Source organism: Actinokineospora bangkokensis (assembly GCF_001940455.1).
Classification (GTDB): Bacteria; Actinomycetota; Actinomycetes; order Mycobacteriales; family Pseudonocardiaceae; genus Actinokineospora; species Actinokineospora bangkokensis.
The window spans coordinates 129,181-141,559 of sequence record NZ_MKQR01000013.1 but is presented as its reverse complement, the minus strand read 5'-3'; the positions used below and the strand labels follow the sequence as shown (position 1 = coordinate 141,559).

Here is a 12,379-nt window from a genome sequence, read left to right as displayed (position 1 = left end):
CCGGTCCCCGCGCTGCGCAGCAGACGAGCACCACAAGGAGGTCAGGCGCAGCGCCAGGAACCCCTCAGCGGGATCGCGGGTCAGCCGAGGGTGGAGGACCAGTCGGTCCAGTCGGGGTTGCGGGCGATCTCCGGGGTCGGGCCGGTGAAGGCCGCGGCCGCGCGGGGGTCGCCGCGGAGGGTGTGCAGGAACCAGGCCGTCGCGTAGCCGGTGGCGGTGGCGGGGACGTGTTCGTGGTCGGCGCCGACCCGGGCCGCTTTGGCCGCCGGGACGCGCAGTTGCTTGAGGTAGGCGGCCTGTTGGCTGGTGAGGGGGTCGGACTTGCCGCTGAGGAGCAGGACGGGGGTGGTGACGCGGGTGAGGTCGGGCAGCTGGTCCTGGGGCTTGTGCCAGAACGGGTCGACGAAGGCCAGGGCGAGGGTCGAGGTGATGGTGCCTTCGCCGAGCACGGTGGCGTTGAGGGCGCCGGTGGCGCCCTGGGAGTGGCCAGCGGCGCCGATGTGGTCCGTGTCGAGCTGGTCGTGCAGGGGGTCGGCGGGGTTGGCGTTGGCGGCGATCATGGTCAGGGCGCCTTCCCACAGCTCGAAGCCGTAGCCCACCTGGTTGCTGTCGGCGCACACCACCGCGAAGCCCCAGGACGCCAGGTGCCCGAGCAGGCCGGAGTAGGTCGCGCAGCTGGTCTCGCTGCCGTTGCCCCAGGTGATGACGGGGTTGCGGAAGCCGTCGGTGGTCAGGTCGGCGGGCAGGAACAGGGTGTAGGACAGCCCGGCGCCGGAGGTCACGCGCCGCTGGGTGACCCCGGCGGGACCCGGGGCGCTGAACGCCGACTCGACGGACGGCGCCGCGGCCGCGTGCGCGCTCGGCGCGACCGCGAGCCCTGCCACCACGAGCGCGACCCCGAGCACGCCCTTGCGCTTGCCCCGCATCCGACCCTCCTCCGGGACGGGTCGACCCCGTCCCCCGCCCTGCGCCGACACCCCGTCTTACCCCGCGCCCGCGGTGCCGCGCACCTGTTCCTGGCAAAGGGATGAACCTTCGTCCGCGCTTTGGCGGTGGATGACAAGGACCACTGTGGACGGTACCCGGTGTGGGCGCTGGCACGTCGTGACCACTCGCCCGCGCGGGTCTTGTCGATAGTTCACTGAATTTGCTACATCTGATGTGAATTGTTGACAAGTTCGGGTGGGGGCGCGGCGCGTGTGCGTGGTTCCGGTGCTTGCGGTGGCCGCGTTGACGGCGGGAGGCGGGCAAACGCGACCGCCTGCGACGGGCCGCTCCGCAAGCCCTTCTGCGCCACCGACCCAGCCTGGTCCGCGCGGGTCTTCCGCAGTAGCGCAATGGTCTGGACAAGTGCTGGGAACGCTCCCAACCCGTGTGTACGATCGGTGCGAGCGGTCGCGCCGCGGACCCCCGCGGCGCGACCGTTGCCGTGCCCGGACGTCCCTGGAGTGCGCGATGGACCACGACCTGCCCTTCCGCGACCCCGCCCTGCCGATCGGGCACCGCGTGGCCGACCTGCTCGGGCGCATGACCCTGCCGGAGAAGGTCGGGCAGCTGCTCCAGCTCGACGCCCGCGACGACCTCGACGACCACGTGCTGCGCCGCAACACCGGGTCGATCCTGCACACCTCGCCGGAGCGGGTGGTGCGCGCGCACGCGCTGACCGCCCGCACCCGGCTGCGCATCCCGCTGCTGGTGGCCGAGGACTGCATCCACGGCCACTCCTTCCACGTCGGTGCCACGATCTTCCCGACGCAGCTGGGCATGGCCGCCTCCTGGGACGCCGAGCTGCTCGCCGCGGTCGCCAGGGCCACCGCCGTGGAGGCCGCGGCGACCGGCGTGCACTGGACCTTCTCCCCGGTGCTGTGCATCGCCCGGGACCTGCGGTGGGGGCGGGTCGACGAGACCTTCGGCGAGGACCCGGTGCTCATCGGGGAACTGGCCTCGGCGATGGTGCGCGGCTACCAGGGCGGCGGGCTCACCGACACCACCGCGGTGCTGGCCACCGCCAAGCACTTCGCCGGGTACTCCGAAACCCAGGGCGGCCGCGACGCCAGCGAGGCCGACCTGTCCCGGCGCAAGCTGCGGTCGTGGTTCCTGCCGCCGTTCGAGCGCGTCGCCCGCGAGGGGTGCCGCACGTTCATGCTCGGCTACCAGACCACCGACGGCGTGCCGATCACGGTGAACTCCTGGCTGCTGGACGAGGTGCTGCGCGGCGAGTGGGGCTACACCGGCACGCTGGTCACCGACTGGGACAACGTCGGGCGCATGGTGTGGGAGCAGCGCGTGCAGCCCGACCACGCCCACGCCGCCGCGGCCGCCGTGCGCGCGGGCAACGACATGGTGATGGCGACCCCGCTGTTCTTCGAGGGCGCGCTGGAGGCGGTGGCCGACGGCCTGCTCGCCGAGGGCGACCTCGACCGCGCGGTGGCCAGGGTGCTCACCCTGAAGTTCGAGCTGGGCCTGTTCGAGGACCCCCGGCTGCCCGACGCCGCGCGGCAGGCCGCGGTGATCGGCAGCGCCGAGCACGCCGCGCTCAACCTGCGGGTCGCCCGCCGCTCGCTGGTGCTGCTGCGCAACGACGGCACCCTGCCCCTCGACGGCGACCGGGCCACCGGGCGGATCGCGGTCGTCGGGCCGCTGGCCGACGACGCCCAGACCCAGCTCGGGGACTGGGCGGGCTCCTCGGGGCAGGCCGACTGGCTGCCCGACGGCCAACCCCGCGAGATGATCACCACCGTGCTCGACGGCCTGCGCGCGCTGGTGCCCGCCGGGTGGGAGGTCGTGCACGAGCGCGGCGCCGACATCCTCGACCTCGTGCCCGACCCGGAGGGCGCGACCTTCCCCGACGGCCAGCCCCGCCCACCGGTCGTGCTGCCGTGCGAGCCCGACCCCGAGCTGATCGCCGCGGCGGTGGCGGCCGCCCGGGCCGCGGACTGGGTGGTCGCGGTGGTGGGCGACCGCATCGAGCTGGTGGGGGAGGGTCGGTCCACGGCCACCCTGGAACTGGTCGGCGGGCAGAACGCCCTGCTGGACGCGCTGGTGGCCACCGGGACGCCGGTCGTGGTGGTGCTGCTGGCGTCCAAGCCGCTGGTGCTGCCCCGCTCGGCCGGGGACGCCGCCGCCCTGCTGTGGGTGGCCAACCCCGGGATGCGCGGCGGGCAGGCGATCGCGGAGGTGCTGCTCGGCGCGGTCGAGCCCACCGGGCGGCTGCCGATCTCCTTCGCCCGGCACGCCGGCCAGCAGCCCACCTACTACAACCAGGTGCGCGGCCAGCACGGCAACCGCTACGCCGACCTCACCCAGGAGCCCGCCTTCGCCTTCGGCGAGGGCCTGTCCTACACGACCGTCGAGTACGCCGACCTGGCCGTGGACGCGCCGGTCGTCGGCCAGGACGACCGGGTCGAGGCCAGGGTGACCGTCCGCAACACCGGCGCCCGGCCGACCAGGGAGACCGTGCAGGCCTACGTCAGCGACAACGTAACGTCGGTGAGCTGGGCGGACAAGGAGCTCAAGGCGTTCACCCAGGTCGACTTGGCGCCGGGGGAGTCGGCGGTGGTGCGCTTGGCCATCCCCGTGGGCGACTGCGCGATCGTCGACGCGGCGGGGCGGCGGGTGGTCGAGCCGGGCGAGTTCACCCTGCTGGTGGGCCCGTCCTCGCGCGACGCCGACCTGCTGCGCGCGGGCTTCACCGTCAAGCAGGCCTGACCGGGTCGGTCAGCCTCCCGTCGCGCAGGTCCGTGGCGCAGCGGACGAGCGCGGCCAGGGCCGGGGAGCGGCGGCCGGGCTGCCAGGCCAGCACGGTGGTGACCTCGGCGGCGTCGACGACCGGCACCGCCACGTGGTCCGGCCACTGCCAGGCGCGGCTGGAGGCCGGGATCACCAGCAGGGTCCGGCCGAGCGCGACGAGGTGGGCCAGCTGCGACTGGGTGCGCACCTGGGGCCCGGGGCCGTCGGGGTAGGTGCCGTCGAGCCGGGGCCAGCGGGCGATCGGCAGGTCGGGCACCGCGGAGGCCTCGGCCAGGGTGAGCGAGCGGCGCGCGGACAGCGGGTGCCGGGCGGGCAGCAGCGCCACCTGGCCCTCGGTGAGCAGGTCCTCGACGTCGAAGCCCACGAGGTCGTCGAACGGCTTGTGCATGAACGCCAGGTCGGCCCGCCCGTCGCGCAGCAGCTTGGCCTGCTCGCCGATCTCGCAGGGCAGCACCTCCACCGGGACCGCGCCGGGCTCGCGGGCGTAGGCGTCGAGCAGCGCCCGCAGCAGGTCGTGCGCCGCCCCGGCCTTGGTGGTCAGCACCAGCGACCGCTGGGGCACCGCGGCCCGGCGGGTGCGGCGGGCCGCGGCGGCGACGGCGTCGAGCGCGGGCCCGGCCTCGCGCAGCAGCACCTTGCCCGCGTCGGTCAGCGCGACGCCGCGGCGGTCGCGGTCGAGTAGTTGGACCCCGAGCCGCTTCTCCAGCTGGCGGATCGCCCGCGACAGCGGCGGCTGGGCGATCCCCAGCCGCACCGCCGCCCGCCCGAAGTGCAGCTCCTCGGCCACGGCGACGAAGTAGCGCAGTTCGCGGGTCTCCAGGTCGGGCACGGGGCCACGCTACTCCTGATACCCCGCGGGTATCACAGCGTGCCGAGGCGGTCTTGGACAACCCCGGGCCCGCGCGCCGAGCATGGGTGGCGTGGAACAGCAGAAGACCGCGCTGGTGACCGGCGCGAACAAGGGGATCGGTTTCGCCATCGCCCAGGCGTTGGGCGCTGAGGGTTTCCGGGTGGCGGTGGGCGCGCGCGACGACGCGCGGCGGGAGGAGGCGGTGGGGCGGCTGCGCGCCGAGGGGGTCGAGGCGTTCGGGGTCGCGCTGGACGTGACCTCCGACGACAGCGCCACCGCCGCGGCGGCGGCCGTCGAGCGGGAAGCCGGGGGGCTGGACGTGCTCGTCAACAACGCGGGCATCTCCGGCCCGCTCGACGGGGGAGCGCAGGACCCCACGACGCTCGACCTCGACGTGGTGCGCACCGTGCTCGACACCAACGTCTTCGGTGTCGTGCGGGTGACCAACGCCTTCCTGCCGCTGCTGCGCGCGGCGCGGGCACCCCGGGTGGTGAACGTGTCGAGCAGCATGGGCTCGCTGGCACTGCGGCGGGGTCCGGTGATGGCCGCCTACGCGCCCTCGAAGACGATGCTCAACGCCATCACCGTGCAGTACGCCCGAGTGCTGGAGGGCACGCCCGTCATCATCAACGCCTGCTGCCCGGGGTGGGTCGCCACCGACTTCAACCGCCACGCCGCCCCGCGCACGCCCGAGCAGGGCGCCGCCATCGCCGTCCGGCTCGCCACCCTGCCCGACGACGGGCCCCGCGGCGGCTACTTCGACGACGAGGGCACCCTCGCCTGGTGAGCCGGCTCAGCCGACCCGGTAGGGGGCCAGCCGCCGCAGCTGCGTGACGTGCCGCGGGCCCAGCTCGGCCACCTCCGACACCTGGAGCAGCTGCATCGTGCGGACCACCTGGTCGGCCAGGATCGCGATGGCCCGGTCGACGCCCGCGCGCCCGCCCGCCATGAGCCCGTAGAGGTAGGCGCGGCCGACGAGGGTGAACCGGGCGCCGAGGGCGAGCGCGGCGACGACGTCGGCGCCGTTCATGATGCCGGTGTCGATCGCGACCTCGGTGTGCGCGCCCACCTCGCGCACCACCTCGGGAAGCAGGTGGAAGGGCACCGGGGCGCGGTCGAGCTGGCGGCCGCCGTGGTTGGACAGCACGATGCCGTCCACGCCCAGGTCGGTCAGCTCCTTGGCGTCCGCGGTGGTCTGCACGCCCTTGACCACGAGCTTGCCCGGCCACAGCCCGCGCACGGTGGCGAGGTCGGCCCAGGACAGGGTGGGGTCGAACGCGGAGTTGATCAACTCGCCGACCGTGCCGCCGGTGGCGGTCAGCGACGCGAACTCCAGCTTGGGCGTGGTCAGGAAGTCCCACCACCACCAGGGGCGGGGCAGCGCGTCGAGGACGGTGCGCGCGGTCAGCTGCGGCGGGATGGAGAACCCGTTGCGCTGGTCGCGCAGCCGCGCCCCGGCGACGGGGGTGTCGACGGTGAACAGCAGCGTGTCGAACCCCGCGCGGGCGGCGCGCTCGACGAGGTCGTAGGACACCTCGCGCTCGCGCAGCACGTAGAGCTGGAACCAGTTGCGCCCGTGCGGGTTGGCCGCGCGCACGTCCTCGATCGAGGTGGTGCCCAGCGTGGAGAGGCTGAACGGGATGCCCGCCGCGCCCGCCGCCCCGGCCCCGGCGACCTCGCCCTCGGTCTGCATGAGGCGGGTGAAGCCGGTGGGGGCGATGCCGAACGGCAGCGCGGAGGGGCCGCCGAAGACGGTGGTGGACGGGTCCACCCTGGACACGTCGGTGAGGATCGACGGGTGGAACTCCACGTCCTGGAAGGCCTGGCGGGCGCGGGCGAGGGAGACCTCCCCCTCCGCGGCGCCGTCGGTGTAGTCGAAGGCGGCGGCCGGGGTGCGCCGCCGGGCGATCGCGCGCAGGTCCTCGATCGTCAACGCCCGCCGGAGCCTGCGCGCGCGGGCGTCGGGTTCCGGTTTCCGGAACCGCACCAGCTCGCGGAGCTCGGCGGGCCTGGGGAGGTGCCGCTTGACCATGGGGTGACCTGCCGGGGTGCGCGGGACGGGGACACCCGACCCTGCCACGCGGGGGTGGGGTGGGCCACCGGCGGGAGGCCGCCGGTGGCCCACCCGCCTGGTCAGCCCAGGTGCGGGCAGTTGCCCCGGAAGGCGGAGATGGACAGGTTGGTGCTGGGTAGCGGGCAGAGGAACTGCTCGTAGCGGGTGTCGTCGTCGATGAACCGCTTGAGCCACGACAGGGTGTACTTGGCGATGGTGGTGTTGGCGGTGTTCGGCGCGAAGTGGCTCGCGCCGCGCAGCTCCAGGTACGCCCGGTCCAGGCTGGTGGGCAGGCTGTTGTAGAACGGGATGGAGTGCTGGGCCACCGGGGCGATGGTGTCGGACTGCGCGCCGACGACCAGGGTGGGCACCCGCAGCGACGACCAGTTGGTCGTCAGGTTCCAGCCGGTCAGCGGCACCGCGGCCTGCAGGGTGGGGCGGGAGCGGGCCGCCTCCAGGGTGCCGCCGCCGCCCATCGAGTGCCCGATGACGCCCAGGCGGCCGCTGTCGATGCGCGAGCGCACCGAGCTGCTGGTGGTGAGGTAGTCCAGCGCCGCGAGCAGCTGCCTGCCGCGGCTGTCGGGCTGGTCGTAGGTGGTCAGGGTGTCGATGGTGAACACCACGAAGCCCTGCGAGGCCAGGCGCGGGCCGAGCCACTGGATGCTCGACTGCAGGGCGGTGAACCCGGGGGAGATCGCGACGGCGCCGAAGGTGCCCTCCGCGGTGCTGGTCGGGTAGTAGATCGTGCCGCCGCCGAAGCCGCTCACCGCGACCCGCGACACCGTGGTGCTGGCGATGGCGAAGCTGCCGGTGCTGGCCTCGATGCTGGACGCGGTCGGGTTCGGGCCGCGCTGGTACGGGTTGTCCGCCGCCTGCGCCGCGGGCGCCGCGTTCGCTGTGGTGACCCCGGCGACCACCGCCAGCGCGACGGCCAGCGGCGCGCCGAACCGCGCCAGGCGGCGCGGTCGGCGGGTCGGGGTTGGGGCAGTGCCGAGTGCGGTCATCGTCGACCTCTCCCTCGTCGGGACGGGGCGGCGGCCGTGGCCTGCCGCAGGGGGCAGGCGGCGGGTGTGACCCGCGCCACCGAGGACCCAATGAAACACTTCGTCCAAGTGTTTCACCAGCGGCCGAACGGGTGAGCGGTCCCCGGGCACCCGTCCCACTTCGTTGCTCGGCAACCGGGCCGATCAGCGGCCGAGCGCCCCCACGACCAGCGCGTCCAGCAGCGTGGTCGCCACGTCGAGGTCCACGGTGCGGGCGGCCAGCGCGTCGGCGTAGAGGAACGACTCGCCCAACCGGACCACCGCGAAGCTCAGGTCCTCGACCCCCACCAGCGGCCGCAGCCCGGCGGCCTCGACGTCGGCGCGGAACAGCTCCGCGTGCGCCCGCACCACCACCGGCTGCACCTGCCCGACCGGGTCGGTGAGCACCCGCAGCGCCACCACCGGCTCGTTGTCCATGAGCTTGCGCAGCCCCGCGTCCGCGGCCACCTCGCGCCGGTAGGTCTCCATGACCCCCAGGCAGCGCAGCCGCCCCTGCGCGTCGCGCGGGCCCGTGCCGTGCTCGCGCCGCCAGTCGAGGTTGGCCTCCACCAACGTGCGCTCGGACATCAGCGACAGGGCGGCCCCCATCAGCTCCTCGCGGTTGCCGACCCGCCGGAACAGGGTCGCGCGGGACACCCCGAGCTCCCCGCACAACCGGGTCATGTCCAGGCGCGCCCCGCGGTGCAGAGTCCTGGCCGCGTGCCGGACGATGTCCTGGGCTGACGGGTTCACGGCGGACACCTTAGGGGGTGCCCGCCCGCCGCGTGGGCGTTCCGGGCGCTACGCCGGGTTGAGCGGTGTGCGCTCCAACGCCTCGTCCACGCTCGCCACCGCGGGCAGGGACGACCCCAGCACCCCGGCGACCTGCAAGTTGCGGCGCACGGGCTGGTCGGGGTCGAGGCACAGCACCACGTCGACGCCGCGCAGCTTGCCCGCGGCGCTGGTCATCAGCAGCGCCGACACCCCCACCGAGGCGAGGAAGCCGACCTGGCGCAGGTCGACCACGAGGACGTCGGCGCCTGCCCGCTCGGCCGCCGCCGCCGCCTCGTCCAACGCCGCCTTCGCGTCGTCGGCGGTGTTCATGTCCACGTCGCCGGTGAGGGCCACGACCACCGCGCGGCCCTGCGCCACCACGTCGACGGCGTGACCCACCCGCTCCTGCCCGTCGCTCATGACCCCAGTGAACCACCGGTGCCCGGATCCCACCGGGCGCGGCGGCCCCGGCGTGGCGCACCGGTCCACAGTGGACATGTCCGCCGATCGGCGGTGTTGCCGCGCGGGTGGGATTACCCGGGCGGGTTGTGGGTACCAGGTCCGGGACGGAGCGACGCGGAGGTGGTCATGGGCGCGGAGAAGGCGGAGAAGACGGAGAAGGCGGTGGGCGACGGGCGGGTGGCGGACGAGGGCGCGGACTCGCCCACGGACCTGCCCAAGCGGTCCTGGTTGGAGATCGCCAAGAGCACGGTCCGGCAGTTCAACCGCGACGGCCTCACCGACTGGGCCGCGGCGCTGACCTACTACGGGGTGCTGTCGCTGTTCCCGGCGATCATCGTCATCACGTCGCTGCTGGCCATGCTCGGACCGTCCGCGACGCGGACCCTGGTCGACAACGTCAACCAGATCCTGCCGGAGGACTCCGCGCGCATCGTCACCGACGCCATCGGCGGCTTGCAGCAGAGCTCCGGCGTCGCCGGGCCGCTGGCCGTCATCGGCCTGCTCGGCGCGCTGTGGACGGCCAGCGGGTACATCGGGGCGTTCATGCGCGCGTCCAACTCCATCTACGAGATGCCCGAGGGGCGCCCGGTGTGGAAGACGATCCCGCTGCGCGTGGGCCTCACCGCCGCGGTCGTGGTGCTGCTGTCGCTGTGCGCGCTGGGCATCGCGGTGTCGGGCACCATCGCCGACCGGGTCGGCTCGGCGCTGGGCATCGGCTCGGTGGGCGTGACGGTGTGGGAGATCGCCAAGTGGCCGGTGATCGCGCTGATCGTCAGCCTGGTCTTCGCGGTGCTGTACTGGGCCTCGCCGAACGTGCGCCACCCGAGCTTCCGGTGGCTGAGCCCCGGCGGCGTCCTGGCCGTGCTGCTCTGGGTCGTTGCCTCGGCGGCCTTCGGCTTCTACGTCGCGAACTTCGGCTCCTACAACAAGACCTACGGGTCGCTGGGCGGCATCATCGCCTTCCTGGTCTGGCTGTGGATCTCCAACACCGCGGTGCTGCTCGGCGCCGAGCTGGACGCCGAGCTGGCCAGGGGCAAGGCCGTCGCGGAGGGCGACGGTTCGCTCAAGCCCGCCCACGACGACGACCCGGTGCTGCCCCCGCGCGACACCAGGGCGTTCGACGACGCCGACCGCGCGGACCTGGAGCACGCCCGCGCGCAGCACTCCTCGCGCTGACGCCGTTGGTCCTGCCGCCCCGGGTGCCGCTCACCCGGGGCGGCGGCGTGCCAGCACTGACGCGGCACCCGCCGCGAGGGCGAACACCACGGCCTCGTAGACCATCGCGTGCCACAGCGCGGTGCCGGGCCCGCCCGTCGCGCCGTAGTACACGCTCCCCGCCAGCGCGACGCTGAAGGTGCCGCCGAGCTGCTGCGCCGTGGGCAACAGCCCGGACAGGGCACTGGCGGCAGACGGCTCCGCCCGGGCGAGCACCCGCGTGAACACCGCCGCGGTGAAGGCGCCGAAGCCGAAGCCGCCCCCCGCGAGCACCAACCACAGCGCCCAGCGCGGTTCAGGCATCCCGATCGTCACCGCGACCAGCAGGGACGCGCCGACCAGTGCCGAGGCGGACCCCGTCAGCACGGACCGGCCCAGGTGCTCGGACACCGAACTGCCGACCAGGGCCCCGATCGCGTACGGCGCGACGGTGAACGCGGTCGCCAACGGCCCCACCCCCTGCGCCTGCTGCGAGTGCAGCGACAGCAGCAGCGTGAACGAGGGCACCCCGGTGTTGAACAGGAACACCAACCCGATGCCCCACCGCGTGCCCGCGTCCGCGAGGACCTGGGGCGGCACCAGCGGGTGCGCGACGCGGCGCTGCACGGCGGCGAACGCGCCGAGCAGCATCACGGCGGCCACGAGGCTCGCCACGCTCCACGCGGGCCTGCCCGCCTCGCGCCCGACCGTCAGGGGCAGCACCAGCAGCGCCACCCCGGCCAGGCTCAGCACCGCCCCGGCCGGGTCCACGCGGGCGTCGCGGCCCGGCTCGTCCGGCGGCAGCGCCGGGACCAGCAGCAGCACCAGGCCCACGGGGACCGTCACCAGCACCGCCGCCCGCCACCCCAGGCCGAACGGGTCGAGCTGGAGCAGTGCGCCCGCCAGCAGCGGACCCGCGATGGACGCCAGCGCCATCGTCGCCCCGTACGCGCCCAGCGCCCGCGGCCTGCGCTCGGCGGGCACGACGCGCTGGATGAGGGTGAGGACCTGCGGGGCCATCAGACCGCTGCCGAGCCCCTGGGCGAGCCTGCCCGCGACGAGCACGCCCACCCCCGGCGCGGCACCCGCCACGACCGTCGCGAGGGTGAACACGGCCATGCCCGCGGCGAAGGTCCGGCGCGGCCCCCAGCGGTCGCCCACGCGCGCGGACGTGATCAGCGTGCAGGCGTAGGTGAGGGTGTACCCGGCGAGGACGAGCTGCGCCGCCGCGGGCCCGGCGTGCAGGTCGCGCTGCACGTCGGGGATCGCCACCTGGAGCACGGTCACGCTCGTGAGCTGCACGAACGTCCCGGACAGCAGCACGGCGAGCACCAGCCTCCCCGTGCCGGTGCCCCTGGTGCGCACCGCCGTCACAGCTGCGCCAGCAGCGCGGCGAGCGCGCGCGGGCGCACCGCGAACGGGGAGTGCCCGCCGGGCAGGGTCCGCACCTCGAACGGGTCGTCCGGCGTGCGCGCGTCGCTCTCGGCGATCATCAGGTCCTGGGTGACCAGGGGCAGGGCGAGGTCGTCGAGCAGGCGGACGTAGGTGCGCCGCACCCGGCCCCACCGCTGCGGGGTGACCTCCACCGGCGTGCTCGGGATGGCCAGCGGCAGGTCGGGGTGCAGCAGCGCCCGCCAGCCGTCGGGGGCGTCCGCGGGCAGGTCGTCCAGCAGGGCGCGGCGGATGGTGGCGACGTGGTCGGGGTCGGGCGACAGCGGGTTGATCCGGACGGCGCCCAGGACCTCGGGGTCGCCCGCGCTCGGGATGATGATCGCGTCGGCGTTCTCGGGGGCGGTGATGTAGTCGAGGAAGCGGGGGCGCCCGGCGGGGACGAAGGCCGAGAGGTAGACGAGGTGGTCGACCAGCTCCGGCGCCCGCTCCACCGCCGCGGAGGCCGTGGCGCCGCCCGCGCTGTGCGCGACCAGGACCACGCGGGGGAAGCGGGGTCGGGCGGCGGCCAGCAGGTCCAGCACGGTGTCGGCGGCCTCGCCCAGGGTGAGGTCGGCCAGCGCCGACTTCTCCGAGTCCAGGCCGGGCTGGCCCGGGGCGAAGTAGCCGCTCGGGACGGGCGCGTCGACACCGTGGCCGGGGAGGTCGACGGCCGCGCTCGCCACGCCCAACGCCGCCAGTTCGCGCTGCGTCGCCGCCCAGTGGGCCGAGGAGTGCCACGCACCGTGCAGCAGGACGACCAGGGTGTTCTCCATGGCCGCGAGTGAAGCCGGGTCCACGACCCGCTATCCACCGCTATGTCTGAGAAAGGGTGGCGTGATACAT

11 protein-coding genes are annotated in these 12,379 nt (G+C 74.5%); 3 read left to right on the top strand and 8 right to left on the bottom strand.

Annotation, left to right across the window (positions count from 1 at the left end; all coding sequences use genetic code 11):
* Positions 1-80 precede the first annotated feature (80 nt).
* On the bottom strand, positions 81-926 hold the full coding sequence (locus tag BJP25_RS13515) for a poly(ethylene terephthalate) hydrolase family protein (RefSeq protein WP_075975250.1): 846 nt from the start codon (positions 924-926) through the stop codon (positions 81-83).
* A gap of 529 nt (positions 927-1,455) precedes the next feature.
* Between BJP25_RS13515 and BJP25_RS13510 the strand changes: the two genes are divergently transcribed.
* On the top strand, positions 1,456-3,708 hold the full coding sequence (locus BJP25_RS13510) for an exo-beta-d-1,3/1,6-glucosidase (RefSeq protein WP_075975249.1): 2,253 nt from the start codon (positions 1,456-1,458) through the stop codon (positions 3,706-3,708).
* Here the strand turns inward: BJP25_RS13510 and BJP25_RS13505 are convergent.
* Positions 3,695-4,579: a LysR family transcriptional regulator gene (locus BJP25_RS13505; RefSeq protein ID WP_075975248.1), complete on the bottom strand. Its 885-nt coding sequence runs from the start codon at positions 4,577-4,579 to the stop codon at positions 3,695-3,697. The two genes, BJP25_RS13510 and BJP25_RS13505, sit on opposite strands and share 14 nt — an antisense overlap.
* Positions 4,580-4,661: 82 nt before the next feature.
* On the opposite strand from BJP25_RS13505, the gene BJP25_RS13500 reads away from it, so the two are divergent.
* On the top strand, positions 4,662-5,387 hold the full coding sequence (locus BJP25_RS13500) for an SDR family oxidoreductase (protein ID WP_075975247.1): 726 nt from the start codon (positions 4,662-4,664) through the stop codon (positions 5,385-5,387).
* 6 nt (positions 5,388-5,393) lie between these two features.
* Here BJP25_RS13500 and BJP25_RS13495 read toward each other — a convergent pair whose 3' ends face one another.
* The 4 genes from BJP25_RS13495 to BJP25_RS13480 form a co-directional block, all read right to left on the bottom strand.
* On the bottom strand, positions 5,394-6,632 hold the full coding sequence (locus tag BJP25_RS13495) for an alpha-hydroxy acid oxidase (RefSeq protein WP_075975246.1): 1,239 nt from the start codon (positions 6,630-6,632) through the stop codon (positions 5,394-5,396).
* Between the two features lie 101 nt (positions 6,633-6,733).
* The gene (gene bdeA, locus BJP25_RS13490; RefSeq protein WP_075975245.1) at positions 6,734-7,657 is read right to left on the bottom strand and encodes a bis(hydroxyethyl) terephthalate hydrolase; all 924 of its coding nucleotides are present in this window, start codon (positions 7,655-7,657) and stop codon (positions 6,734-6,736) included.
* Positions 7,658-7,840: 183 nt separating this feature from the next.
* Positions 7,841-8,428, bottom strand: coding sequence for a QsdR family transcriptional regulator (locus BJP25_RS13485; RefSeq protein ID WP_075975244.1), 588 nt, complete (start codon positions 8,426-8,428; stop codon positions 7,841-7,843).
* Between the two features lie 48 nt (positions 8,429-8,476).
* Entirely contained in the window at positions 8,477-8,869 is a 393-nt protein-coding gene (locus BJP25_RS13480; protein ID WP_075975243.1) for an STAS domain-containing protein, read from the bottom strand.
* Between the two features lie 168 nt (positions 8,870-9,037).
* Here BJP25_RS13480 and BJP25_RS13475 point away from each other — a divergent pair, with 168 nt between their 5' ends.
* Complete coding sequence (locus BJP25_RS13475) at positions 9,038-10,087, top strand: YihY/virulence factor BrkB family protein (protein ID WP_075975242.1); 1,050 nt, start codon at positions 9,038-9,040, stop codon at positions 10,085-10,087.
* 30 nt (positions 10,088-10,117) lie between these two features.
* Here the strand turns inward: BJP25_RS13475 and BJP25_RS13470 are convergent, their stop codons facing one another.
* Together BJP25_RS13470 and BJP25_RS13465 are read right to left on the bottom strand one after the other, a co-directional pair.
* Positions 10,118-11,470, bottom strand: coding sequence for an MFS transporter (locus BJP25_RS13470; RefSeq protein WP_233158064.1), 1,353 nt, complete (start codon positions 11,468-11,470; stop codon positions 10,118-10,120).
* A gap of 5 nt (positions 11,471-11,475) precedes the next feature.
* Positions 11,476-12,309, bottom strand: a complete 834-nt coding sequence (locus tag BJP25_RS13465; RefSeq protein WP_075975241.1) for an alpha/beta fold hydrolase — start codon at positions 12,307-12,309, stop codon at positions 11,476-11,478.
* Between the last annotated feature and the right edge of the window lie 70 nt (positions 12,310-12,379).

Bases quoted from the DNA above. Each gene is read 5' to 3' on its own strand.
- BJP25_RS13515 (WP_075975250.1), bottom strand. From the start codon at position 926: ATGCGGGGCAAGCGCAAGGGCGTGCTCGGGGTCGCGCTCGTGGTGGCA.
- BJP25_RS13510 (WP_075975249.1), top strand. From the start codon at position 1,456: ATGGACCACGACCTGCCCTTCCGCGACCCCGCCCTGCCGATCGGGCAC.
- BJP25_RS13500 (WP_075975247.1), top strand. From the start codon at position 4,662: ATGGGTGGCGTGGAACAGCAGAAGACCGCGCTGGTGACCGGCGCGAAC.
- BJP25_RS13495 (WP_075975246.1), bottom strand. From the start codon at position 6,632: ATGGTCAAGCGGCACCTCCCCAGGCCCGCCGAGCTCCGCGAGCTGGTG.
- bdeA (WP_075975245.1), bottom strand. From the start codon at position 7,657: ATGACCGCACTCGGCACTGCCCCAACCCCGACCCGCCGACCGCGCCGC.
- BJP25_RS13480 (WP_075975243.1), bottom strand. From the start codon at position 8,869: ATGAGCGACGGGCAGGAGCGGGTGGGTCACGCCGTCGACGTGGTGGCG.
- BJP25_RS13475 (WP_075975242.1), top strand. From the start codon at position 9,038: ATGGGCGCGGAGAAGGCGGAGAAGACGGAGAAGGCGGTGGGCGACGGG.
- BJP25_RS13465 (WP_075975241.1), bottom strand. From the start codon at position 12,309: ATGGAGAACACCCTGGTCGTCCTGCTGCACGGTGCGTGGCACTCCTCG.